Origin of the sequence: Arthrobacter sp. KNU40 (assembly GCF_051515115.1) — a bacterium.
Taxonomy (GTDB): domain Bacteria; phylum Actinomycetota; class Actinomycetes; order Actinomycetales; family Micrococcaceae; genus Arthrobacter.
This window is the reverse complement of record NZ_CP195850.1, coordinates 3,839,944-3,863,432: the sequence shown is the minus strand read 5'-3', so window position 1 is coordinate 3,863,432 and position 23,489 is coordinate 3,839,944. Positions and strand designations below refer to the sequence as shown.

The following is a 23,489-nucleotide window of genomic DNA, read 5'->3' as shown; positions in this document are numbered from 1 at the left end:
GCTGACATCGTCGGTGGTGCTGGTTAGGCTGTAGAACATCAGTTCACTGCTGATTGATTTCCATCGTTGATATTTGCGGCCCAAAAAGTTAGGTAAGCCCCGGAATGGCTGAAGCCATGATTGAGTTCCAGAGCGTCACCAAGCAGTATCAGGGCGGGCAACCCGCTGTTGATGGATTGAGCATGTCCATCGACAAGGGTGCCATCACCGTGTTCGTCGGACCCTCGGGCTGCGGAAAGACCACGTCCCTGCGGATGATCAACCGCATGGTGGAGCCGACATCGGGCACCATCACCGTGGCCGGCAAGGATGTTTCGAACGAACCGGCCGCCCAGTTGCGACGCTCCATGGGTTACGTCATGCAGTCCTCGGGACTCATGCCGCACCGTTCTGTGCTGGACAACATTGCCACCGTTCCGCGGCTCAACGGCGTTTCCAGGGCGGCAGCCCGCAAACGCGCGGAAGAGCTGCTCGACGTCGTCGGGCTGGCTTCGGGGCTCGGCAAGCGATACCCGTCCCAATTGTCCGGCGGCCAGCAGCAGCGCGTCGGAGTAGCCCGAGCGCTCGCAGCGGACCCGCCCGTGCTGCTCATGGATGAGCCCTTCAGCGCGGTGGACCCGGTGGTCCGCGACGAACTCCAGCAGGAACTCCTCCGGCTCCAGCGCGAACTGGCCAAGACTATTGTCTTCGTCACCCACGACATCGATGAGGCCACCGTGCTCGGCGACAAAGTGGCCGTCTTCGCCGTCGGGGGCAAACTTGCGCAATACGCGGCGCCCGAGGAGATCCTCCGGGCACCTGCCAATGACTTCGTGGCCTCTTTCGTGGGCCGTGACAGGGGCTTCCGGCACCTTGCCTTCAATGGCGCCGATGCTGTTCCGGTGCATCCGGTCAAGACGGTGGAAGCCCCGCAAGTTGCCGCGGGCAGCAGCGAATGGGCCTTGGTGCTCGACGGCGACTCCCGGCCTATGGGGTGGGCCTCGCCGCGCGACGGCGCCGGGCTGATTCCCGGAGGTTCCTTGTTCCGGCGCGGGGATACGCTCCGCCGGGCCCTGGATGCCGCGCTGTCCTCACCTTCGGGCCTTGGCGTGGTGGTGGACGACGATGGCAGGCTCGCCGGCGTCCTCAAAGCCGATGAAGTGCTGACGCTCATCGAACAGACCCGGCACAACAGGGAGGACGCCCCCTGATGGAATGGTTCCTGGCGAACAGCGGCATGGTCTTTGAGCGGGCCGGCGAGCACCTTATCCTGGCTCTGATCCCCATGGTTTTGGGTCTGCTCATCGCGGTGCCCTTGGGGCAATTGGCCCGGCGCAACCGTACCCTCAGGACCGTGGTCACCACTGCAAGTTCCCTGTTATATACCATTCCTTCCCTGGCACTTTTCATCATCCTGCCGCCGATCCTGGGAACCCGGATCCTGGATCCGCTCAACGTGGTGGTTGCCCTCACCATGTATGCGGTCGCCTTGCTGGTGCGGGCTGCCATGGACGCCTTCGATTCCGTCGACGACGACCTCCGGATGGCGGCCGTGTCCATGGGATTCAAGCCGACCGCGCGGTTCCTGCAAATCGACCTGCCGCTTTCCTTGCCCGTGCTTTTTGCGGGCCTGCGCGTGGTGTCCGTCAGCAATATCTCCCTTGTGAGCGTCGCCGCGCTCCTGGGGGTCGGGAACCTGGGGATGTTGTTCACCGACGGGCTGCAGCGGGCGTTCGTCACCGAGGTGGTGGTCGGCATCATTGCGATCCTCTTGCTGGCCCTCGTCATGGACACATTCTTGGTGCTCCTTGAGAAGCTGCTGACGCCCTGGACTCGGGCCGGTGCCGTCACGGCCAAGCAAGAGGCCAAAGCAGGGGAGTTCATCGCAGATGCCAGGATGCACGCGGAGGCAAGTCGATGAGCAATATCTTCGTTGACACCCTCGCTTGGCTCACGGACCCGGCTCACTGGTCAGGAAGCGGCGGAATCGCTACGAGGCTCCTGGAACACCTGCAGTATTCCGGGCTGGTCCTGGTGATTGCCGCGGCCATCGCCATGCCCCTGGGTCTCTTCATCGGGCACACAGGACACGGGCGCGTGGTTGCCGTGGCGTTCGCCGGCGCCCTGCGGGCCCTCCCGACCCTCGGACTGCTTGTCCTCTTCGCCCTGTTGGCCGGAAGCGGCCTCATGCCTCCCGTCTGGGCCCTCGTCATCCTGACAGTGCCGCCCCTCCTGGCCGGGACCTACGCCGGGATTTCCAGCGTTGATCCAACGGTGGTTGACGGAGCCCGCGCCATGGGCATGACAGAACTGCAGATCCTGTTCCGCGTAGAGCTGCCCAACGGACTTCAGGTCATGTTCGGCGGCATCCGCACGGCGGTCCTCCAGGTCATCGCGACGGTTTCCGTGGTGGCGTATCTTCCGCTGGGAGGCCTGGGGCGTTATCTTTTTGACGGATTGGTCCTTCAGGACTTCCCCCGCATGCTCGGCGGGTCACTGCTCATCGCGGCGTTGGCAATCGTCGTCGACCTCATTCTGGCCATGGCGCAGAGGATCCTCCTCCCGCCCGGACTTTCCATCGATTCCAACGGCGGCCACAAGGTCGCCGGAGATCTCGCAGCCGCCGCACCAGCGGGGACTGCCGTTCAAGGAGGTACCGCATGAAGCAACCCGTCACCCTGACCCGCCGCGGGCTCGGCGGCCTGGCGGCCGGAGTCGGCATTGCGCTCGCACTGAGCGCATGTGGCGGCAGCCCGCTGTCCAGCCCGTCCACCAACGCTCCTTCGGGGGCCGGTGGCTCGCTCACCGTAGGCTCGGCAGATTTCCCCGAAAGCCAGGTCATCGCCGAAATCTACGCCGGAGCACTGAACGCCGCCGGCGTCACCGCAACGACGAAGCCCAATATCGGATCCCGCGAAATCTACTTCAAGGCCGTGCAAGACGGTTCGATCGACCTCGCCCCTGACTACTCCGGCAACTTGCTGTCCTACCTGGACACCAACGCCTCGCAGGTGTCGGCCGACGATGTCTTCAAGGCGCTGCCCGGGAAGCTTCCAAAGGGCCTCGGAGTGCTCGACCCCGCCAAGGCTGAAGACAAGGACGCCATGGTTGTCACGAAGGCCACGGCGGAGAAGTACAAGCTAAAGTCCATCGAAGACCTCGCAAAGAATTGCGGCGACTTCACGATTGCGGCACCGGCAACCTTTGAGACCCGCGCCTACGGGCTCCCGGGCCTCAAGTCCAACTACAACTGCGTGCTCAAGGGCCTGAAGCCGTTCAGCGACGGAGGCGGCAACCTCACGCTCCAGGCTCTGTTGTCGAACGACGTCCAGGTTGCCGACATCTACACCACCACGCCGTCCATCCCGGACAACGCCCTGGTGGTGCTGGATGATCCTAAGAACAACTTCAAGGCCCAGCAGGTCCTCCCGCTGTACAACATGGCCAAGATGACGGACAAGGCGAAGGATGCGCTCAACAACGTCTCCAAGATCCTCACCACGGACGATCTCATCAGCCTTAACCGCGCAGTCAGCGGCAACCAAAAGCAGAATCCCAAGGACGCTGCAGCCGCTTGGCTCAAGGACAAGGGGATCGTGAAGTAAGTCCCCACCGCCTCCCTCGCCTCGCTCCGCTCGTCCAGGGAAGCCTCCCCGCTACCTCCCCAATCTCGCAAGCTCTATTGGGGCCCCTCGGTAGCGGGGGCCCAGGCGGCGGAGGCCCCTGCCAAGGAATGCCCGACGGCGGTGAGGAACCCTTTTTGGGGGCCTCGCCGCCGTCGTCGTTAATGTGAGTGATGTCTCAACGGAAGTACATCCCCGATATGGCATATTTGATGAATGGCAGAATTCAAGCAGTCCACCAAGCTTCATAATGTCCTTTACGACATCCGTGGACCGATTCTTCAGGCCGCCCAGCAGATGGAGGCAGAGGGTCACCGCATCCTCAAACTGAATATCGGAAACCCGGCACCGTTCGGATTCGAAGCGCCGGACGCGATCTTGGTGGACATGATCCGCCACCTGCCCCATGCCCAGGGATACAGCGATTCGCGCGGAATCTTCTCGGCCCGCACCGCCGTCTCGCAGTACTACCAGACCCGCGGCATCCAAAACATCCACGTTGACGACATCTACCTTGGCAACGGCGTCAGCGAACTCATCACCATGTCGCTCATGGCTTTGCTGGAAGTGGGAGACGAGATTCTCATCCCCACTCCGGACTACCCGCTGTGGACCGCCTCGGTGGCTCTGGCCGGGGGCCGTCCGGTCCACTATCTGTGTGACGAAGAATCGGGCTGGCAGCCGGACCTTGAGGACATGGAATCCAAGATCACGCCTCAAACCAAGGGCATCGTGGTCATCAACCCCAACAACCCCACTGGTGCCGTGTACCCGGAGGAGACCCTCAAGAAGATCGTGGCCCTCGCCGAAAAGCATGGCCTTGTGGTCTTCGCCGATGAGATCTACGAGAAGATCCTTTACGAAGACGCCGTCCACGTGAATCTTGCCGGGCTCACCGGCGACGACGTGCTCTGCCTGACGTTCAGCGGATTGTCCAAGGCCTACCGGGTGTGTGGCTACCGCGCCGGTTGGATGGCCATCTCCGGTCCCAAGAAAGACGCCGCAGACTACCTCGAGGGCATCAACCTGCTGGCCAACATGCGTCTGTGCGCCAACGTGCCGGCACAGCATGCCATCCAGACCGCGCTCGGTGGACACCAAAGCATCAACGATCTCATCCTGCCCGGCGGCAGGCTCCTTGAACAGCGGAACAAGGCCTACGATCTGCTCAACGCCATCCCCGGCGTCAGCACACAACAGGCCCGGGGTGCGCTCTATCTGTTCCCGAAGTTGGACCCCGAAGTCTATCACATTCGCGACGACGAGAAGTTCGTCCTCGACCTTCTCAAGGAACAAAAGATCCTCGTCTCACATGGACGGGCCTTCAACTGGGTGCGTCCTGACCACTTCCGCATGGTGACCCTGCCGAACGTCAAGGATATTGAAGAAGCGATTGGCCGCATGGCGGACTTCCTCGGGCGGTACCAAGGCAACTAGCCTGTTGTGCAAGCTGCGACGAATGCGGCCGGACCAGAGGGGACGTCGAAATGGCCGGGACCAAGGAATTCACCAAGCAGGTATCCACGATCTTGAAGGCCGGGCCGGGATTCTCGCTGGACGCAGTAGACCCCGGATCGACGCCCGGCTACAAGGGAAAGAAGTCTGACGGCGTAGCTTTGCTGGCAGCGCAGGATGGTCGATTGGACGTGCTGCAGGAGATGCTCTTTGCCGAGGGAAAATTCGGCAGCTCCAAACGGGTGCTTTTGATCCTGCAAGCCATGGACACCGCAGGCAAAGGCGGGATCGTTGAGCATGTCGTCGGATCAATGGATCCCCAAGGTGTCAAGGTTGCCCCGTTCAAGGCGCCGACTGATGAGGAGAAAGCCCACGATTTCCTCTGGCGGATCGAGAGAGCCTTGCCTGACGCCGGGTTCGTCGGGGTTTTTGACCGATCCCACTATGAGGACGTGCTGATACACCGAGTCCACGGTTGGGCGAATGAAGCTGAACTGGAACGGCGCTATGCGGCCATCAACGAGTTCGAGGCACGCCTCGCCGAACAAGGTACGGCGATCGTCAAGGTCATGCTCAACATCAGCCGCGATGAACAAAAAGCGCGGCTGCTGGCACGATTGGATGACCCGTCCAAGCACTGGAAATACAGCACGGGTGATCTCAAGGAACGCGCGTTTTGGGATTCCTATATGGACGCCTATCAGCGGGTCTTCGAGAAGACTTCAACCGAGGTGGCGCCCTGGTATGTGGTTCCGGCGAACAAGAAGTGGTTTGCGAGGATCGCTGTCCAGGAGCTTCTGCTCGAGGCCCTCGGCAAGCTGGACCTGAGCTGGCCGAAAGCAGACTTTGACGTGCCGGCGGAGCGGGCTCTGGCCGTCCAATCCTAGCTGGCCGCCGCGCCGTCCTCGCCGTTGCTTCGGGCCGCCGCCAGCCTCCTGCGGGCACCCTCCAGCCACTCTTCGCAGCGCTTCGCCAAAGCCTCGCCGCGTTCCCAGAGCGCGAGGGATTCCTCAAGGCTTGCTCCGCCGGCTTCAAGGCGGCCAACCACGGCCATGAGCTGCTCGCGGGCTTCCTCATAGCTGAGACTGTCCAGGTCCTCAGGGGATCCCTTAGCCGCGGGGGATGTGTTTTCTGCTGTCATTTCATAGTCCTCATTGCTGGTGCTTGCTGGGCTGTCCGGCTGCAGCGGGCGCTCCGGAAGATACGGCGGCAAGGCGGCCTTCCGCCAACCGGAGGGTCAGCTCCGTGCCATCAGGGGCCTGGTCAGGGCTCCGGACGACGTCGTGGCCGACCCCATCCGCTCCCGCGACCTGGACGACGGCGTACCCGCGGTCCAACGTTTTTTGGGGCGACAATGCCCTTACCTGGGCGCGGAGATGGTGCACCTGATCAAGTGCGCGGATAACAGCGGAGCTCACCGCGGTGTGGGCATGTTTCCGGAGCCGTTCGACATCGTCCTGCCGTATCTTGACCATTACTTCCGGGGACGCCAGCACAGGACGCGATCTTAGGGCGTGGAGTCGATCCGTTTCGCGGTCCACCAGTCGTCCAACGCCGCGACGTAGCTGCTCGCGGGCCTGCCGTACCCTCGCCAATTCCTCGACGACATCAGGGACGATCCTCTTTGCGGCGTCGGTGGGTGTGGATGCGCGAAGGTCAGCGACATCGTCCAGGATGGGATGGTCGGCTTCATGGCCGATCGCGCTGACCACAGGGGTGGCCGCTACGGATACCGCACGGACCAGATCTTCGTTGCTGAACGGAAGCAGATCTTCCAGCGCTCCGCCACCACGGGCGATCACGATCACATCCACGTGCGGATCGGCGTCGAGTTCCTTGAGCGCTGCCAGGATCTGGCTCACCGCGGTAACTCCTTGGACTGCGACCTCCCGGACGGCGAATTCGACGGCGGGCCAGCGAAGCGCAGCGTTGCGCAGTACGTCTTTCTTGGCGTCGGAATCGCGGCCGGTGATGAGCCCGATCCGGTGGGGGAGCAGGGGCAGCCGTTTCTTCCGCGAGTCTGAAAACAGCCCTTCGGCGCCAAGGGCCTGGCGCAAGCGCTCGATTCTTGCGAGGAGATCGCCGAGGCCGACCGGGCGGATGTCCTTGATCGACATGTTGAGCCGACCGGTCTTGAGCCAGAATTCGGGTTTCACCAAGGCCACGACGCGTGAGCCACGCTCAAGTGGCATCTTCTGGCGGTCCAGGACGTTGGACCACAGCGATGCGGGCAAGGAGATTTCGGCGTCGGTGTCCCGCAGCGTCACGAATGCGCTGCCGCCTCGACGGTTGAGTTCGATGACCTGGCCTTCGATCCACGCAGCCGGGGCACGTTCTATGTGGGTCTTGAGCTTGCGGGATAGCAGCTGCAGCGGCCAAGGGTTGTCGGGACTTGTCTCCGACGCCGTCGCGGGCAGGGTTGACTCTGCCTTCGTGGATTCTTCTCCGGAGGACCCTTCGCCCTGGGCTCCCGGGTTCGGGAGTCCTGAAATCGGCAACGCCTGTGGCGCGCCGCCGGGTACGGCATCATAGGACACGCGGATAGCCTCCTGTTGGTGGCTGGTGCATGGTTCCGTCCTCGCTGGTACGTTGCTAAGTGGCAGGCTTCCAACTCTATCCATACCTTGTAGCATGCATGACCGACATTTACTCGTCGTCGCCCCGACCGGAACTGCTGCAGTCCAAACTTGAGGAATCCATTGCGTACGTTCGTCTCTGCAATCGCAGTGATCTTTGCCCTTCTGCTCACAGGAATCGCCGTCCCGATGGCATGGACGGACGCCAACGTCGTCCGGGAAGACGGGTTTGTGCCTCTCACCTCTCCGATCGGGAAGGACCAGGCGTTCCAGGCGCGGCTGGCGGCTACCGCCGTCGCAAGCCTTGAATCCAAAATCAATCTACCGGCGCCCGTGGAACAACTTGGCGCTTCGTTCCTCAAGGACGCCGCCACCGCGATGTCAACGTGGCCTGAATACCCGCAAGCGTGGGATGAAACCGTACGCCGGAGCCACCAACTGAATTTCGCAGGCACTGCCGGCCCCGGGAACTCGACCGCGGGGACGTCCTTGGTGCTCGACGTCGGGCCTCTGGTCAAGCTCGCCGCTGACCGGCTGCACGCGGCAACCGGCCTCCCCATTGCGACGCCGGAATCCACCCTGATCAACGTCGGCGGCCCCGCTCAGCGCCAGCAGGTGGATGCCATCGCCGCGTATGCGCCGATGTGGTGGATTCCCGGCCTCGGCGCCGTCCTGCTGTTTGCCCTGGGCTTGCTTTCCGCGAAGCGCAGGGGAGTGCTTCTCTTGTTCACCGGACTGGGCTTGGCCGCAGTCGCCGCGCTGTGGCAAGTGGCCACGACGGTGCTCAAGGGCGCAGGCGATGCAGGACTGGGCGGAACCGCCACGGGCGGCCTCTTTGCGCGGGAGTTGGTGGCAGCTTCCGTCGACAATTTCACCGGTTGGATCACCATCGCCTGGATTGCCGCGGGAGTGTTTGCACTTCTCGGCCTGCTCGGTGCGATCTTCTCACGCAAAGCCAGGCCGAGCGTGCGGGCGAACGCTGCCGGTAGCATGGAGGGATGACCAGCTCAGCAGTTTCCATTCCGATGCCCTCTATCCCGCGTAGGCGTCGGACGCCGGAAGAGGTGCTGGCCGCCGCTCCGGTCTCCGGCCCCAAACGAGTCTTGCTCGCGGCCCCCCGCGGATATTGCGCAGGCGTCGACCGCGCAGTCATCGCAGTGGAGAAGGCACTGGAACACTACGGTCCGCCGGTATACGTGCGTAAGCAGATCGTACATAACGTGCACGTGGTCACCTCGCTGGAGGAGAAGGGTGCCATCTTCGTCGAAGAGACGGACGAGGTACCCGAAGGCGCCCTGGTCATCTTCTCAGCCCATGGCGTGTCCCCGGCTGTCGTGCAGTCGGCCGAAGACCGCGGCCTACGCACCATCGATGCCACCTGCCCCCTCGTCACGAAGGTGCACCGCGAAGCCGTCCGCTTCGCCAAGGAAGATTACGACATTCTCCTCATCGGCCATGACGGTCACGAGGAAGTGGAAGGAACGGCGGGCGAAGCCCCGGACCACATCCAGATCATCAATGGTCCGCACGAAGTGGACAAGGTCAAGGTGCGCAATCCGGAGAAGACGATCTGGCTTTCGCAGACCACCCTGAGCGTCGACGAGACCATGGAGACCGTCCGGATGCTCAAGGAGCGGTTCCCCACGTTGCAGGATCCGCCCAGCGACGACATTTGCTATGCCACCACCAACCGCCAAGTGGCCATTAAGAAGATTGCCCCGCAGGCTGACCTCGTAATCGTGGTGGGATCTGCGAATTCTTCAAACTCCGTACGGCTCGTCGAAGTGGCGCTCGAGTATGGCGCCAAGGCCTCCTACCGGGTCGATTTCGCGAACGAGGTCGACGAGAGCTGGTTCGAAGGCGTCGCCACCGTGGGCGTCACCTCCGGCGCTTCCGTTCCCGAAGTCCTGGTCCAGGACGTTCTCCGTTTACTGGCCGACTACGGCTACGGTGCGGTTGAAGAAGTGGTGACGGCGGAGGAAGACCTGCTGTTCTCGTTGCCGAAGGAACTGCGAGCCACCCTCAAAGAGGCCGGAGACGTCACACGCGCCTTGGGCGGACGCGGGAACCGGCAGACTTCGTAGTCCGGCCCCGGCCCGTTTTGCCGGGCCCGGACCACTACGGGGCGGGTCCTAGGCCGCCGACTCTCCTTCGATCAGTTCGGGTGCGGCAAGGGTCCGCGGCACTGCTTCCACTGCGGACGGTGACACCAGGCCGTCTGTGTCCATGGAGTTGAGCTTCCGCGCCGTCGGCAAAACACGTGCTTCGAGAGTTCCGACGAGCGCGTTGTAGCGATCCACCGAGGTCTTCAACGACGAACCCAGCTTGCCCACGTTGTCACCGAGGGTTCCCATGCGTTCGTACAGCTGCCGGGCGAGCTCGAAGAGCTCCCGGGCGTTGTCCGTCAGGACGTCCTGGCGCCAGGTGAAGGCGACGGACTTGAGTACTGCCAACAATGTGCCGGGGGACGCGAGAACTACGTTCCGGGACAAGGCGTGATCCAAGAGCGCGGGGTCCGCTTCGAGCGCAGCGGCCAGGATGGATTCCGCTGGCAGGAAGCAGATCACCAGCTCGGGCGAGTTGCCTGGGATGTCCCAGTACTTTTTCGACCCCAGGGCATCAACGTGGGATTTGAGGGCTTTCGCATGTGCGAGGAGCAAAGCATCCGCGCCATTGCCCACAGACTGAAGGCCGTTGACCCTCTGGGTAGAGCTGCCCTGTTCCTGGGCGGCGAGGTAGGACGCCAACGGAACCTTTGCGTCCACCACGAGCTGCTTTCCACCCGGCAACTGGACCACAAGATCCGGCCGGATGGCGTTGTCGACTGAAGCGGAATGCACCTGCTCGTGAAAATCGACGTGACGCAGCATCCCGGCCGCTTCCACTACCCGGCGCAGCTGGACTTCTCCCCACTGGCCCCTGGCACTGTTGGACCGAAGGGCAGACGCCAGGGCATGGGTGGAGCGCAGGAGTTGTTCATCGGACAGCCGGGCTTCCTGGAGCTGCTGGGCGAGCTGACCGTACTGCTCCAAACGATCCCGCTCCAGAAGTGAGACCTGTTGTTGTACGGCCGTCAGCTTCTCGGCAACCGGGGCGAGCGCGCGCAACACGCTGCCGTCCTGGTTCCTGGAATCGTTCAGTTCACGGTTCTGTGATAACAGAAGCCGCCGTTCGGCGTCGGCGGCGGCATACTGGGCGTTCACCGCGGCAAGCCGGGCGGAGACGCCGTCGAAATCTTCTTCAAGCGCGGCAGCGCGGCGCCGAAACAGGAGGAAGCCAGCCACCACCCCGGCGGCCGCTCCCAGAAGAAGCATGAACAAAGCGAGTATTACTGCAAAACCATCCATGTCTCCAACCTTGGCATAGGGGTCCGACAATTTAGCGAAGCCGGCTCACGGCACCGGGGCGTCCGGTCCTGGGTTCTCCTCTCAAAGCGGAGAAGTGCCCTCAGCGGGTAGAATCAATGCTCGTGGCTCTTACTATTGGCATCGTCGGACTGCCCAACGTCGGCAAATCAACTCTTTTCAACGCACTGACCCGCAACCAGGTGCTGGCCGCGAACTACCCGTTCGCCACCATCGAGCCAAACGTCGGCGTCGTCAACCTCCCGGACCCGCGCCTGCAGAAGTTGGCGGACGTCTTCGGATCGCAGCGCCTCCTGCCCGCCGTCGTCTCGTTCGTTGACATCGCGGGAATCGTCAAAGGCGCCTCTGAAGGCGAAGGCCTGGGCAACAAGTTCCTTGCGAACATCCGCGAAGCAGAAGCCATCGCCCAGGTCATCCGCGTCTTCGACGACCCCGACGTTGTCCACGTCGACGGCAAAGTCGATCCGCGCTCGGACATCGAGACGATCAACACCGAGCTGATTCTGGCCGATCTCCAGACGATCGAAAAGGCCATTCCCCGGATCGAAAAAGAAGTCAAGATCAAGAAGCGGGAAGCCGCGGAACTCGCAGCAATCCTGGCTGCCCAGGCCGTGCTGGAACGCGGCGACACGATCTTCTCCTCGGTCAAGAGCGACAAGCTCGAGATGGAGCACCTCAAAGAGCTCAGCCTCCTCACGGCCAAGCCCTTCATCTACGTCTTCAACTCGGACGAGGGCATCCTGGGCAACCCGGAAAAGCAAGAGGAACTGCGCGCAATGGTGGCGCCGGCGGATTGCATTTTCCTTGACGCCAAGCTGGAATCGGATCTCGTCGAACTCGACGAGGAAGAAGCCCGCGAGATGCTCGAGATGAACGGCCAGGACGAATCCGGCCTCGACCAGCTGGCACGCGTAGGTTTCCACACGCTCGGACTGCAGACCTACCTCACGGCCGGTCCCAAGGAAGCCCGCGCCTGGACCATCCACCGAGGCGACACCGCGCCCCAGGCCGCAGGAGTCATCCACACGGATTTCCAGCGCGGATTCATCAAGGCCGAAGTTGTCTCCTTCGATGACCTCATCGCCGCCGGATCCATGGCCGAGGCCAAGTCCCGCGGGAAGGTCCGCATTGAAGGCAAGGAATACGTCATGGCCGACGGCGACGTGGTGGAGTTTAGATTTAATGTCTAGTTTCTGATCTCCCTGAAACATTTTGCGACAGCCGCTAAGAACACGTGTTCTTAGCGGCTGTCCGCTTTAATGACCGCCCGCCTGGTCGAAAATGATGCCACCTCTGACTTGGGTCCCTGTCACGGTGCGGGGTACTGGCGGCGGGCCCGGTGCCGTTGCGGCCCATCAGGTGCCCGCGCTCGTCAGATCGGTCCGGTTCCGTCCGGATGGACCTCATCCCCGAAAACCCATCAAGGACGTGTCTACCTCCGTCGACTGCCTCGCGCAGGATATCCTCCCCTAAGTGCCACCCGACAGAGGGGCGCATCAGGGGGAGGATCACGCGTGCGCGCTATTCGGTTCAACAATCGGAGGACGGCCCGTATCCTCCTGTCTGCGTTAACCGCTAGTGCGGTCATCTGGGGTGGCGTGACGCCCCCTGCGGTCGCCGCGTCGTCGCCCCCAACGACAACGTCACCGACACAATCGCCGGCCGCAACCATGCCGCCGGCCCCACCCGTGAGCCCTGCGTCTTCTCCGGCCTCTGCTGGAACCACGACGCCCACATCCACCCCTCCCCAGTCGACGACGTCCGCCGCTTCAGCGCCGGACATAACAGCGACGACTTCCGCGCCGGCTGGGTTCGTGGTCGGCAGCGCGTTCTGGACGTGGTACTCGACTTCAGCCGCCGCGGGCTACGGTCAGCCAATCACGGACCAAGTCTGCCCGGCGGTCGATTTCTGCTCGCAGGAATTCCAGAACGGGACCGCGTATTGGAAGCCGCGCTTCGGACCTCACGGAGTCCTTAAATCGTCTCCCGTCGGTTTGAAATATTTCGCCGACGGCGGGTATGCAACTTACGGGATGCCAGACCGTGACAACACCCACTTTTATGGCGCTTCCTCCATCGGCATTCCGGAGTCGGACCAGCAAGGCTTCGAGAACGCGATCATCGTCGTGCCTAACGGCGCGGCCGCATTCACCCTGTATCGCCCCAAGGAGATTGTTATGCTCCTGGACCCTCTGGGCGGTTCCCCGGCCCCTCAATGGGTCTCGCCGATCACGTGCGGCCTGCCCCCCAAAGGAGGCTGCGCAGCACAAACTCTGGCCGTATCAAGCGACCCCTCGGCACTCGTCGTCCGGCGTAACTACGAATACCCTGCCATGAACCTCAGCTACATCGACCTCCCCGGCCAGGTCTGGAAGCACTGGAACGACCTCGGAGCCGAAAACAGCTGGCTCGGTGTCCCGCAGGGCGTCGGATGTTCCGGGCTACTGCCAGCCGGTTATTGCGAGACGTCGTTCCAGAACGGGGTCATCCTCGCGAACGCGTCGAGCGCCGTCACCATGAAAGGTGCAATCCTCCAGTGGTGGAACACGTCAAACGGCCCCAACAACCTCGGCATACCGCTCGGCGACGAGAGGTGCGGGCTCGCGCAAAGCGGGTGCCGACAGGATTTCGCCGGCAGCAGTCTGACGTGGACCGCCGGCCTCGGAGTCCAGACCGTCAAGGGGGCGATACGGGACAAGTGGCTGTATATGGGAGCGGAGGCGAGTCGTCTCGGCTACCCGGCGGGACCCGAGACATGCTTCGGGTGGATCGTCAACAACGTCGACAAATCGGGCTGTTACCAGTGGTTCCAAGGTGGGATAATCTGGTGGTCCGCGGCCTCCGGAACTCACGTCGTACGGGGCGCGATCATGCGCGCCTACGAGCGCGCCGGCTGGGTGTGGCCTGACTACAACTCGTCCGGCTACCCCATGCAGATGATCGGCTACCCCATCAGCGACGAAAATTGCACAGGGCCCGGAGGCGGGTGTTACCAGTGGTTTGAGAATGGCATCATCTGGTGGTCTCCCACCACGGGCGCCCAGCGTCTCATGAATGGCGACAAGAGGGTGTTTGAGTCCCTCAACTGGGCTTGGGGGCCGCTCGGGTACCCGACGACCGAAGAGCGCTGGTGGAACGATTACGCTGCTTACCCGAAGTACTACTCCGGCACCCGCCAGTACTTCGAGCACGGCTACCTCACCTGGACGGACGGCTATGGCATAACGGTCACGTACTACTGAGGTCTTCTCATCGGGTTCCTCGTTCTGCCGGTGAGCGCCGAACGCCCCGTGTCGGTGAAGCGAAGGAGACGTTTACAGGCGGGCCTAAATGTAGGTGACCCACCATCCCGTCGGCGTCCAGTGGATCACGCCGCCCTCGTAGTTCTGGGCTACAGCACCACCCGGGCCGGTCGCGTACTCATTGCTCGTCGGGTACCCGAGCCTGCCGTTCTCGAAACCGGTGGAGCCCCAGATGGCGCGGGTCCCGCCGGAGGAGACGAAGCCACCAGTCGCGGGGGACCAGATGATGGCCCCGTTCTGGTAGTTCTGATACACGCCGCCGTTCCGAAGCCCGGCGATCTCGTCGGTGACCGGGTAGCCCAGGCGTCCGTCCTGAAACCCGGTCGCGGCCCACACTGTGCGGATGCCGCCGAATGAGATGTGGGCACCCGTGGCCGGGGACCAGAGAATGGCTCCGCTCTGGTACTCCTGGTATATTCCGCCGTTCCGGAGTCCCGGCACCTCGTCGGTGACCGGGTAGCCCAGGGGCCCGTTCTCGAATCCGGTTTCAGCCCATTTGCTGCGGATGGCACCCATGGTCAGGTGCGCCCCGGAAGCTGGGGAGTACAGGATGCAGCCGACCTGGTAGCACTGGAAGGAGCCGCCGTACTTGAGCCCGGAAACCTCCGGGCTGGTCGCGGTCCCGATCGAACCGTTGTACGAGGCAGCCTTGGCCCCGATCGGGGACTTCGACCCCGGCGCGGCAGGAGGGTTGGTCATCGGGTAGGCAGCCATGTTGGAGACTACTAAGTGCCAGCCCTGGTACGGTCCGGAGGTGGGGACGACGTAGCCGAGGCCGCCGTCGGTAAGCCGTGGATCCAGCATGGCGGCCTTGTGGCTAGGAGAGTTGATCCACCAGTTGACGATCTGTTCCGGCGTGAAATTGAAGCCGATGATCTCCCGATACATGCTGGCATCCGCGGGGATGAGCGAGCCGCCGGCGTCCGCCCGGTGGATGGTGGCGAAGTTGAAGGCGGGGTCCATCGTGGCGACGCCAAGATGGTTCGCCCAGTCCTGCGAAACGTCGGCGATCCGCTGGTTCCACACCAGGGGCCTGGCGCCGACCTTGGCGCGCTCTGCATTCATCAGGTCCAAAGTCTTCTTAGCGAAGGCGTCAGAGTAGGTGGAGGCCGGCACGGCCGCGGGAACCGGAGCGGCGGTAGAGGTGGTGGCGCCGATAAGGCCGCCGGACAGCGAGAGCAGCAGGCCGAGGGTCACCGCGGACATGCGGGTAGGACGTGATTTCATGGGTCCCTAGATTGAGTGCCGGGTGGGAATGCCGGGAGACGGTATAAGTCTGCCCGAACATCAACGGCTGAATGCACGATTTACGGTGATGTGGGGAAAACCTTGGTAAATCCTGCGGAACAAATACCACACATCGGCGAATCGACCCCCGCCCCAAGCCGAACGCTCCATGCCGGCCCAATTCCCTTAGAACAGGGGCCAGGGCACCGCTGACATCTCACCGCTTGGAGCCGGAAACCGCCCTGCCAGGCGCAACCGGGCGCAGCGCGCGGCTAGGGATGCGATTTCTTCGGCGCTGAGCAATTCCGCCAGGTTTCGGCCCAGCCTGCCGTGGAGTCCTTCACTGACACGATCGATGCCGTCGCATTCCTCGGGGGCCAGGGGGTCTCCCAGCCATCCCCACAGCACCGTGCGCAGCTTGTGGTCACGGTGAAAGGTGAGCCCATGGTCCACGCCGTGCCGGTGTCCGTCCGTCATGGCAAGAATGTGGTCCCCCTTGCGGTCGGCGTTGTTGACGACGACGTCGAACACCGCTATGCGTCTGAGCGCTGGCGAGTCTTCGTGAACGAGGGTGACCATCCGTCCGTTCTCATCTCGTCCCTCGAGAACGTGTTTCCAGCCTGTCTCCGGCACATGGTCCGTCGCGACCAGGTTCACGGCGTTTTGGGCGGGGTCTTGCTCCTGCCAGAGCTGCACCATTCCTTCGCCCATCGGACCATTGCGCAGCCAGGTGTGAGGCACGATGTTCCAGCCGAAGACCTGCGAGACCAAGTAGGCGGCCACCTCCCGGTGAGCCAGGGTGCCGTGGGGAAAATCCCACAGCGGAGTTTCGCCTGCTATCGGCTTATAGACGACCATCACGTCGCCGATGCGGCCCAGAAATGTAGCGTTTGAAGCCGTCGTGATGCGGCCGGTGAGCGTCAGCTCGGCGGTCACAAGGTCCGGCTTTGGCATCAGACTTCGGGAAGGGTGCAGATGTGCCCGTCGGCGTCTATGGGGTATCCGCAGAGCGGGCATGTCGGACGCCCGGCGCCCACGATCTCACGGGTGCGCTTGGCGAATGCGCGGGCGGTGCCGACCGGCATCCGCACCAGCAGCATTTCAGGCTCGTTAGCGCCGTCCTCATCAAGCGACGCGTCGTTGTCATCAGCATCGACATCGGTGATGGGGTAGGCCTCCAGCACAACCTGGGCCGTCGTCGGGTCCCAAGCTAAGGTCATGGCGCCGGTGCGGAACTGCTCCTCAACGGCCTCGAGCTGGTCATTGTCAACAAGTTCAATGGGAGTACTCGTGGGAACGCTGAAGGGGTTGCCCTCGACGGTGATGAGCTGGTCGAGAATTTCGTCGATCTTCTCTGCGAGCAGAGCCGACTGCTGCTTCTCCAGGGCAATACTCACGATCTGCGTCCCTGCGCGCACCTGCAGGTAGAACGTGCGCGCCCCGGGAAGGCCGATGGTGCCGACGACGACCCGATCAGGCCAGGCAAACTCGTGAACGCGTGTAGGCATGTCAGTATTCTAGGCACATGAGGTTCACGGCGCCGGTTGCCCTGCACCGCCGCCCACCGGCGCATCGCCAGCATGGATGCCGTTCGACAGCCACGACAGATCACCCGCGTCGGTGTTGGTCGCGTAGACGCTCGGCCGACTAGCGCCGTAGCGCACGATCGATACGGAGCCGGGCCCCACGGTAATACGCTGGAACAGGTCAAGGTGCATGCCCAGCGCGTCGGCGAGTATTGACTTGATGATGTCACCGTGACTCACCGCCACCCACACGGCTCCTTGCCCGTACTCGGCCTCGAAGGCTGCATCGTGGCGTCGAACCGTTGCAACCGACCGAGCCTGCATCGCGGCCATGGATTCACCGCCGGGAAAGACGACGGCGGACGGTTGGGACTGCACAACCGGCCACAGTTCCTCGGTCGCGAGATCACTGAGCGTGCGGCCCTGCCACTGGCCGTAATCGCACTCGGTGAGATCGGGATCGACCGGCGCGTACGGCGTGCCAGCCTGGCGATCGATGATGAGCTGGGCGGTCTGCTGACAACGCTCAAGAGGGCTCGACACCACCGCGACCAAGGGCACGGCCGCGAGCCGGTCTCCGGTCAGAGCCGCCTGATCGCGCCCGATCTGGTCCAGGCTGACGCCGACCGCCCGCCCGGCTAGCAGCCCAGTAGCATTGGCTGTGGTCCGGCCGTGCCGCACGAGGATAACTGTTGCCATCCACCCAGCCTAACCACCCGCTCGCTGCGGTGGAGCCGATATTTTTCAGCCGGCGGGGAATCGGGGGCTCGGACGGTCCACAGCGAACCGCTCCTCCTCCGGATCCTGCGCGCAGCCCAACGTCGTGGCGATCTCCGCGTTCCGCCGGGAACCGGCTCGAAGCACTGAAAGGTGACCGGGCCGGTCAATACAGCATCAGGATCAACGACCAGTGGCGGATCTGCTTCAGGTGGACAGACGCTGGACCCGACGCGGCACTACGTCTCGGCAAGTATTTTGGAACGTCGGCTCAGTTCTGCCTCAACCTGCAGACGCATTACGATCTCGACGTTGCCGAAGATCGTGCGGCTGGGCAGATCGCGGCCATGACGCCTCTCAAGGTCGCGTGAACAAATCGGTGCGGCTGGTCATCGACATGCCGGTACAGTTCATCTCGCGAGTTATCCACATAACGCAACTCACCCGTCCTGCGCAGCTTGCATTTGGCAATACTTGGTGAATGGGAATCAGATATTACGCATATGCATTCGACGGCGACCTCACTGAACAGGTGCTTTCCGACCCGATGACCTTCGTGTCGGTCGATCCGCTTGCTGATGCTTGGGGCCTTGACCCTGGTGTCGGGACCAGTGGTACCACCTTCGAGCAATTGATATCTGAGCGCGACATGCTCTATCTGGACAAGGCATGGCGGCATCTGCAGGTTCTCACGGCCCCATTGGGGGCCGCCATGGCGGCGCGACCCGCTTTTCGTATGTTTGAAGGCAACGTGACCATGCATGGCGAAGGTTGGGATCCGTGGGTAAGGGCCTTGACTCCGTCCGAGGTTTTGGCGATTGCCCAGGACCTGGACGATATCCCTGATGCGGAGGTGAGGCTGCGGTTGCCGGATTCGCCATGTGTCGATCGGGACCTTGACGTCGAGTATGCCGTTGGCTATCTTCGCCGGGCTCGGGTCTTCGCCACCAATCTTGCCGAGGAGGGGCGTGGCATGGTCTACCTGATCGGGTAACGATCATCCCGTCCTAACCCCAACCGGCGACATCCTGGCTCAGAATATTGGGCCAAGTTTCGACATCTCCCGGGGTGCGGGCCACCGTCAGTGTTGCTTGGGGGAGCAGTGCGGCAAGGGATTCCGCCGTTGACAGCGGGTGGCCCGGATCATCGACCCACGCCAGGATTGTCGTCGGTACGTCGATTCGCGCGACGACCCCAGGGGCAGGAAGATCGCTGAGTGCCGCGCCTCGAAACACTGAAGGCAATAGCGTGTCGTCGACGTCGGGCACCGTCTCCGGCGCACCAATGGTCGCCGGCGGCGGAGGTGCTCCGCGGGTGCTGGCGAGGAACGCCTCGACACCAACGGATTCGATAAGCGCCGCAGCAACCCGGTAGTTTGCAGCCTGTGCAGCTCGGGTTTCCCACGCGGTGGGTGGCACCATGAGCGTGAGCCCGGTAAACCGGTCTGGCTCGCGGGAAGCGGCGTGCAAAAGTGTGCCTGTACCCATGGAGGGACCGACTCCGTGGACGCGTTCGCCCGGAAACCAGTGGTCGAGCAGTCGCAGGAGGTCGTCGGCGAGGTTTTGCCATTGATAATCCGCTGGGACCTTCCGCCCGGTCGACCTGCCATGGCCACGTGCGTCATACCGCAGCAGTCGAGTTCCGCTAAGCCCTCGTCCGAGGTCGAGATTGAGTACCCGGTCGTGCGCCCGGCTTGAGGTGAGGCCATGCAGTTGGACAACCGGGTGTCCGCCTTCGTCGCTCAACGCAACCGCAAGCTCGGCTCCGGGAACCTCGAAAGTGGGCATCAGGCTCCTCGTTTCGTGACTGACCGCGTCCTGTCGAGCAGTCGCGTTGAACATTCAGGCTATCTGGGGCGATAGGATACTGCCATGCGGCTGACCAACGTCACGCACCTGCGCCTACCATTCGGACGACTTTGGGGCTACGACGTCAGTGTGTCGGCGCTCGACCGACGTCTTCCAGTGTCCTTTGACCAGCGGCTCCATGTGGGAGCGGGCTCCCGGCCCGGCTCCTGGATGGCGATGTCCTTTCGGCTGCCTAGGCCAACTCGTCGTGAGTCAATTGCCGAAGCCTGGCTGGCTGTCATCGCCCGTCACGGCACACTGCGAACCGCCTTCGTGCCCGGTGTGGATGGTGATCCGGAGCTTCACGAAATTGATATTGCTCCTGGAACCTGGGTGGAGCATCAGGTGTCTCCTGGCCAGGCGGTCAATGACGCGGTGCGGGACATTCTCGATGCCGCATGTTCGCCATACCAACAGCCGTCACACCGGCTGTGCGTATTGGAGACTGCTGCTGGACTCACGGTTGTGATTGCAGCCGACCACGCCCACGTCGATATGTGGTCGATGCTGGTGATCGCGCGGGACCTGCTGTCGGCGCTCGATGCTGGGAGCGCAGGCCGTGAACCATTGCCCGGGCAAGTGCCGGCTTTTGTCGAACACACCCAAGCACTGCTGGATCGGAATACCGCGCCGGACCACGTGCGTCACCGATGGGAAGACATCATCGGGGACAGCGGCGGCGTCATGCCGCAATTCCCCCTGCCCCTGGGTGCGTCCGATCCGCAGCGCGAGCGGGTAGAGGTCCGCGATGTGTTCGATCTCGACGACGGTGCCGCCTTTGCCGCACAGGCCCGCAACGACGGTGTCTCGACGCTAGCGCTCGCTGTCGTTGCGATGACAGCGGTGACCCGCGAGTTGGCGGGAACCCCGCTGCGAGCCGTTTTTCCCGTGCACAGCCGCTTCGACGATAACTGGCATGACTCAGTCGGCTGGTTCATTACCAACTCGGTACTTGAGTCCGGGGTCGCCGAGCCGCGCGCCGCAGCTGCGGCGGTAAAAGAGGCTGTGCAGCTTGGCTCGTGGCCGCTCGCGGACGTGCTGGCTCCATGGGGCGGCATGCCCGTAGCTCCTGGTATGTTTGCGATCTCCTGGCTGGACCTGCGCAGACTACCGGTGCGAATCGACTCCGTGGGACTCGACGCCCAGTATGTGAGCGCGACAATCGACACCGACGGCGTGATGCTTTGGTTCATCCTGGACGAGTCCGGTCTGCACTTGAGATGCCGTTATCCCGACACTGTTGAGGCTCGAGCGAACGTCGGCGGATGGCTTGATCTGCTGGTCGCTCGGTTGCAGGCAGATGCGCGATCCTCGGTTCGAGGACTGCTGCGTGTGGCGGGCCGGACCTTCAGGCTGGAACGGGCGAGTCGCGATGATGTTGAGGCCATCGCCACCCTGCTGTCGGATGATCAGTTCGGTCCCGATCGTGAGTGCGTCGAGCTCGAACGATACGAAGCGGCCTATAACCTGGTTGTTCGCGACAACTCCAACTATCTGGGGGTTGTCCGCGATGATTCCGATTGCATCGTTGCCACGATGCAATTGACCGTCATTCCAGGTCTTTCCCGGGGTGGTTCTTCCCGGCTTCAGATCGAGGGGCTGCGAGTTGCGGCCGCCGAGCGTTCACATGGATTGGGCACCGCGATGCTTGAGTGGGCACACGATTTTGGGCGTGCGCGTGGCGCGCAACTGGCACAGGTAACCACCGACGAAGCACGGGAACGGGCTCGCGCTTTCTACACACGCCTCGGATATCGGACCGCCCACGTAGGGCTGAAACGGCGCCTGTAGGCACCTTCTCGGCGCCTCCGCCTCGTCGGTGAGTTTCGAGTAGGCATGGGTCCAGCCCTACGACTGACGGCAGCGTCTTTAGACATTCCAGTGATAGTGGCCGTTTTTGTCGGCGCCTTTGCCTCCGCAGACGTAAGTCCGGCCGTTTGCGGCAACCCCTTGCATGCCGACGTCGGCATTCGGGCAAAAGGCTCCAGGGATGATTCCTTGGATGGTGGTCGGCGCTGGGGGTTGCGGGGCAGCGGGGACAGGGTCCGCTGGTGCGGCTGGTACAACCGGCTCCGGCGCCTGTACTGCGGGTGCCGGTGCCGCCGGGGCTGGTGCGGCGGGAGCTGGTACGACGGCGACCGGCGCCGCCGACGGCGGAGCAGCGGCCGCCGTCGTGGGGGCCTGAGCAGAAGGCGACGGCGAAGAAAAAGTCGGACTGGCGCTGAAGCTTGGCGACGCGGTGGACGTAATCACCGCTGTTTGGCTTGGTAAGTTTCGTACTTCTGAGGCCGGTGCGCCGCACGCGGCAAGCGCCAAGCCGACGGCTACCCCGATAAAGGCACGCCGAATGAAGCGGGTTGAGACCATGATTCCCCCAAATAGACCAGTGAATTGATGAAAGACTAAGCCTGCGTGCGGGGGAAAGCGAGACTAACCGGGTTAGTCGGTTTTCGGGTACCAGACGACGGTCGCGGGCTCGCCGTCGTCGGACTCAATAGCAGGTTCGTCGGTTGGCGGTTGGCCGTGCGCCAAACCAGACCATTGGTACTCTCCGCCGGGGTGAATCTCCGGGAAGTCCGATACCTCGCCCTCGCTGCGTTCTTTGTCGCGGGGACCGCCCTCATACGTGAATTTTTCGCCCATAAACCCAACGTAGACCCCAAGCTGATGTGTGGATACCCCGTGGCGGGTCAAACCGGGCCACCAGGGCAACTTTGGAATATGGTTCTCCAAGAATGGCTTGACGCGAGCAATCGTGCCGCCATTTTGCAGGCTGCGCGACGAAGCTCGAGCCGGCCGGAATGATCCGAAAAATCAAATAGGGGGACAACTTCATGAAGCTGAAATCGACATTAATCGCTGCGGCAGTCACGTTAGCGCTGGCGCTCGTCGGGACGGAAGCGCAGGCAGCGCCTCCGCAATCCGTCGAAGCGTCACGGAATGCCCAGGTTGCCGCATCTATCTACGGCCCGAGCGGCGCCATTGGGGACTACTGGAACACGAACTCGGGCTGGTACTGGTACGGTCAGCCGACAAATTCCGAGTACGGCGCCTGGGACGGAAGCGGCTGGAGCGCCCAGGACTTCGAGCAGGGCACGATCGTCTGGAGCCCGCGGTTCGGGACGTACGGCGTGCGGGGAGCCATTTACCAGGAGTGGAACGGGGATGGAGGCGCCTACTTTGCGCACGTAGGCCTGCCGAAGACCGAGGAGCACGACGTTCCTGGTGGCCGCGTCCAGGACTTCACCAGTGGCTGGATCCTTTGGTCGCCATGGTCGGGCGCCCACCCGGTCCGCGGTGGCATCGCCGGTTCATGGTGGAATGCGGGCGGTCCATCGTCAGCCCTCGGCTATCCCCTGGAAGCAGAAGGCTACGCATACCGCAACGGCGCGAGCCAGAAGTTCCAGCGGGGGTACTACTACTGGTCTGCCGGAACAGGAACACATTCAGTGCGCGGTGGCATCCTCGGACGCTGGGACGCCATGGGTGGCGTCTACCAGTATGGATATCCGCGGACCGAAGAAATCTGGGCACCCGGTGGCACCTACCAGCTCTTCGAGGCCGGCACCGTCGTGTGGAACGGTGCGGTGGGCAACTCGTTCGGTGTTGACGGTGGCATCGGCTCTGCATGGTGGAACAACGGCGGGCCTAACGGACGGTTGGGACTGCCTCGAACGGGCGAATATTATTCCGGATTCGGAGTCTGGGCCCAATCTTTTGACCATGGGACCGTTTATTGGTCCTCAACCCGAGGGACCTGGATCGGCTAGCGCAGCAGGCGGCCCCGGGCCAGAGCTCGCGCCAAACACGCTTCAGTGATGGGGAATTAACTGACAAGAGCCCCGATTCGCCGTGAATCGGGGCTCTTGTCA

General features: G+C 63.0%; 24 protein-coding genes and 1 pseudogene. 16 read left to right on the top strand and 9 right to left on the bottom strand.

Going from position 1 to position 23,489, the window contains the following annotated elements:
• Nucleotides 1-104: 104 nt before the first annotated feature.
• From ACSKT0_RS17920 to ACSKT0_RS17895, 6 genes are all read left to right on the top strand, one after another.
• Nucleotides 105-1,190, top strand: coding sequence for an ABC transporter ATP-binding protein (locus ACSKT0_RS17920; RefSeq protein ID WP_437770950.1), 1,086 nt, complete (start codon nucleotides 105-107; stop codon nucleotides 1,188-1,190).
• Nucleotides 1,190-1,900: an ABC transporter permease gene (locus tag ACSKT0_RS17915; RefSeq protein ID WP_236812105.1), complete on the top strand. Its 711-nt coding sequence runs from the start codon at nucleotides 1,190-1,192 to the stop codon at nucleotides 1,898-1,900. Before ACSKT0_RS17920 ends, ACSKT0_RS17915 begins: the two co-directional genes overlap by 1 nt.
• Nucleotides 1,897-2,643: an ABC transporter permease gene (locus tag ACSKT0_RS17910; RefSeq protein ID WP_437770949.1), complete on the top strand. Its 747-nt coding sequence runs from the start codon at nucleotides 1,897-1,899 to the stop codon at nucleotides 2,641-2,643. The genes ACSKT0_RS17915 and ACSKT0_RS17910 overlap by 4 nt, the downstream gene beginning before the upstream one ends.
• Entirely contained in the window at nucleotides 2,640-3,584 is a 945-nt protein-coding gene (locus ACSKT0_RS17905; RefSeq protein ID WP_437770948.1) for an ABC transporter substrate-binding protein, read from the top strand. The genes ACSKT0_RS17910 and ACSKT0_RS17905 overlap by 4 nt, the downstream gene beginning before the upstream one ends.
• A 234-nt stretch (nucleotides 3,585-3,818) precedes the next feature.
• Nucleotides 3,819-5,039: a pyridoxal phosphate-dependent aminotransferase gene (locus tag ACSKT0_RS17900; RefSeq protein ID WP_059387460.1), complete on the top strand. Its 1,221-nt coding sequence runs from the start codon at nucleotides 3,819-3,821 to the stop codon at nucleotides 5,037-5,039.
• A gap of 50 nt (nucleotides 5,040-5,089) precedes the next feature.
• Nucleotides 5,090-5,944, top strand: a complete 855-nt coding sequence (locus ACSKT0_RS17895; protein WP_437770947.1) for a polyphosphate kinase 2 family protein — start codon at nucleotides 5,090-5,092, stop codon at nucleotides 5,942-5,944.
• Here ACSKT0_RS17895 and ACSKT0_RS17890 read toward each other — a convergent pair.
• Both ACSKT0_RS17890 and xseA read right to left on the bottom strand, forming a co-directional pair.
• The gene (locus ACSKT0_RS17890) at nucleotides 5,941-6,198 is read right to left on the bottom strand and encodes an exodeoxyribonuclease VII small subunit (protein ID WP_437770946.1); all 258 of its coding nucleotides are present in this window, start codon (nucleotides 6,196-6,198) and stop codon (nucleotides 5,941-5,943) included. The genes ACSKT0_RS17895 and ACSKT0_RS17890 overlap by 4 nt on opposite strands.
• Nucleotides 6,199-6,208: 10 nt before the next feature.
• Nucleotides 6,209-7,474, bottom strand: a complete 1,266-nt coding sequence (gene xseA, locus ACSKT0_RS17885; protein WP_437774075.1) for an exodeoxyribonuclease VII large subunit — start codon at nucleotides 7,472-7,474, stop codon at nucleotides 6,209-6,211.
• A gap of 282 nt (nucleotides 7,475-7,756) precedes the next feature.
• Here xseA and ACSKT0_RS17880 point away from each other — a divergent pair, with 282 nt between their 5' ends.
• Nucleotides 7,757-8,635, top strand: a complete 879-nt coding sequence (locus ACSKT0_RS17880) for a hypothetical protein (RefSeq protein ID WP_437770945.1) — start codon at nucleotides 7,757-7,759, stop codon at nucleotides 8,633-8,635.
• On the top strand, nucleotides 8,632-9,717 hold the full coding sequence (locus ACSKT0_RS17875; RefSeq protein WP_437770944.1) for a 4-hydroxy-3-methylbut-2-enyl diphosphate reductase: 1,086 nt from the start codon (nucleotides 8,632-8,634) through the stop codon (nucleotides 9,715-9,717). Before ACSKT0_RS17880 ends, ACSKT0_RS17875 begins: the two co-directional genes overlap by 4 nt.
• A 48-nt stretch (nucleotides 9,718-9,765) precedes the next feature.
• Here the strand turns inward: ACSKT0_RS17875 and rmuC are convergent, their stop codons facing one another.
• The gene (rmuC, locus tag ACSKT0_RS17870) at nucleotides 9,766-10,980 is read right to left on the bottom strand and encodes a DNA recombination protein RmuC (protein WP_437770943.1); all 1,215 of its coding nucleotides are present in this window, start codon (nucleotides 10,978-10,980) and stop codon (nucleotides 9,766-9,768) included.
• A gap of 122 nt (nucleotides 10,981-11,102) precedes the next feature.
• On the opposite strand from rmuC, the gene ychF reads away from it, so the two are divergent.
• The 3 genes and pseudogenes from ychF (at nucleotide 11,103) to ACSKT0_RS17855 (ending at nucleotide 14,240) form a co-directional block, all read left to right on the top strand.
• Nucleotides 11,103-12,188 carry a redox-regulated ATPase YchF gene (ychF, locus tag ACSKT0_RS17865; RefSeq protein ID WP_437770942.1) on the top strand — a complete coding sequence of 362 codons (1,086 nt, stop codon included), beginning with the start codon at nucleotides 11,103-11,105 and terminating at the stop codon, nucleotides 12,186-12,188.
• Nucleotides 12,189-12,257: 69 nt separating this feature from the next.
• Nucleotides 12,258-12,953: pseudogene (locus tag ACSKT0_RS17860) on the top strand (hypothetical protein); the annotation flags it as partial.
• 78 nt (nucleotides 12,954-13,031) lie between these two features.
• Nucleotides 13,032-14,240, top strand: coding sequence for an LGFP repeat-containing protein (locus ACSKT0_RS17855; RefSeq protein WP_437774074.1), 1,209 nt, complete (start codon nucleotides 13,032-13,034; stop codon nucleotides 14,238-14,240).
• A gap of 84 nt (nucleotides 14,241-14,324) precedes the next feature.
• Here the strand turns inward: ACSKT0_RS17855 and ACSKT0_RS17850 are convergent, their stop codons facing one another.
• The 4 genes from ACSKT0_RS17850 to ACSKT0_RS17835 form a co-directional block, all read right to left on the bottom strand.
• Complete coding sequence (locus tag ACSKT0_RS17850; protein ID WP_437770941.1) at nucleotides 14,325-15,527, bottom strand: CAP domain-containing protein; 1,203 nt, start codon at nucleotides 15,525-15,527, stop codon at nucleotides 14,325-14,327.
• Nucleotides 15,528-15,713: 186 nt separating this feature from the next.
• A complete protein-coding gene (locus tag ACSKT0_RS17845) occupies nucleotides 15,714-16,481 on the bottom strand; it encodes an SCO1664 family protein (RefSeq protein ID WP_437770940.1) in 768 nt (255 codons plus the stop codon).
• Nucleotides 16,481-17,035, bottom strand: coding sequence for a DUF3090 domain-containing protein (locus ACSKT0_RS17840; protein ID WP_437770939.1), 555 nt, complete (start codon nucleotides 17,033-17,035; stop codon nucleotides 16,481-16,483). Before ACSKT0_RS17840 ends, ACSKT0_RS17845 begins: the two co-directional genes overlap by 1 nt.
• 24 nt (nucleotides 17,036-17,059) lie before the next feature.
• Nucleotides 17,060-17,752, bottom strand: coding sequence for a histidine phosphatase family protein (locus ACSKT0_RS17835; RefSeq protein ID WP_437770938.1), 693 nt, complete (start codon nucleotides 17,750-17,752; stop codon nucleotides 17,060-17,062).
• 29 nt (nucleotides 17,753-17,781) lie between these two features.
• Between ACSKT0_RS17835 and ACSKT0_RS17830 the strand changes: the two genes are divergently transcribed.
• On the top strand, nucleotides 17,782-18,141 hold the full coding sequence (locus ACSKT0_RS17830) for a type II toxin-antitoxin system RelE/ParE family toxin (RefSeq protein ID WP_437774073.1): 360 nt from the start codon (nucleotides 17,782-17,784) through the stop codon (nucleotides 18,139-18,141).
• A 110-nt stretch (nucleotides 18,142-18,251) separates the two neighbouring features.
• On the top strand, nucleotides 18,252-18,764 hold the full coding sequence (locus tag ACSKT0_RS17825) for a hypothetical protein (RefSeq protein WP_437770937.1): 513 nt from the start codon (nucleotides 18,252-18,254) through the stop codon (nucleotides 18,762-18,764).
• A gap of 13 nt (nucleotides 18,765-18,777) precedes the next feature.
• Here the strand turns inward: ACSKT0_RS17825 and ACSKT0_RS17820 are convergent, their stop codons facing one another.
• The gene (locus ACSKT0_RS17820) at nucleotides 18,778-19,557 is read right to left on the bottom strand and encodes an alpha/beta fold hydrolase (protein WP_437770936.1); all 780 of its coding nucleotides are present in this window, start codon (nucleotides 19,555-19,557) and stop codon (nucleotides 18,778-18,780) included.
• Between the two features lie 84 nt (nucleotides 19,558-19,641).
• Here ACSKT0_RS17820 and ACSKT0_RS17815 point away from each other — a divergent pair, with 84 nt between their 5' ends.
• Together ACSKT0_RS17815 and ACSKT0_RS17810 are read left to right on the top strand one after the other, a co-directional pair.
• A complete protein-coding gene (locus ACSKT0_RS17815; protein WP_437770935.1) occupies nucleotides 19,642-21,408 on the top strand; it encodes a GNAT family N-acetyltransferase in 1,767 nt (588 codons plus the stop codon).
• A 199-nt stretch (nucleotides 21,409-21,607) separates the two neighbouring features.
• Nucleotides 21,608-21,802 (top strand): hypothetical protein, encoded by a 195-nt coding sequence (locus ACSKT0_RS17810; protein ID WP_437770934.1) that lies wholly within the window; start codon nucleotides 21,608-21,610, stop codon nucleotides 21,800-21,802.
• 254 nt (nucleotides 21,803-22,056) lie between these two features.
• Here ACSKT0_RS17810 and ACSKT0_RS17805 read toward each other — a convergent pair whose 3' ends face one another.
• On the bottom strand, nucleotides 22,057-22,260 hold the full coding sequence (locus tag ACSKT0_RS17805) for a hypothetical protein (RefSeq protein WP_437770933.1): 204 nt from the start codon (nucleotides 22,258-22,260) through the stop codon (nucleotides 22,057-22,059).
• Nucleotides 22,261-22,451: 191 nt separating this feature from the next.
• Between ACSKT0_RS17805 and ACSKT0_RS17800 the strand changes: the two genes are divergently transcribed.
• Nucleotides 22,452-23,387 (top strand): hypothetical protein, encoded by a 936-nt coding sequence (locus tag ACSKT0_RS17800; protein WP_437770932.1) that lies wholly within the window; start codon nucleotides 22,452-22,454, stop codon nucleotides 23,385-23,387.
• Nucleotides 23,388-23,489 lie beyond the last annotated feature (102 nt).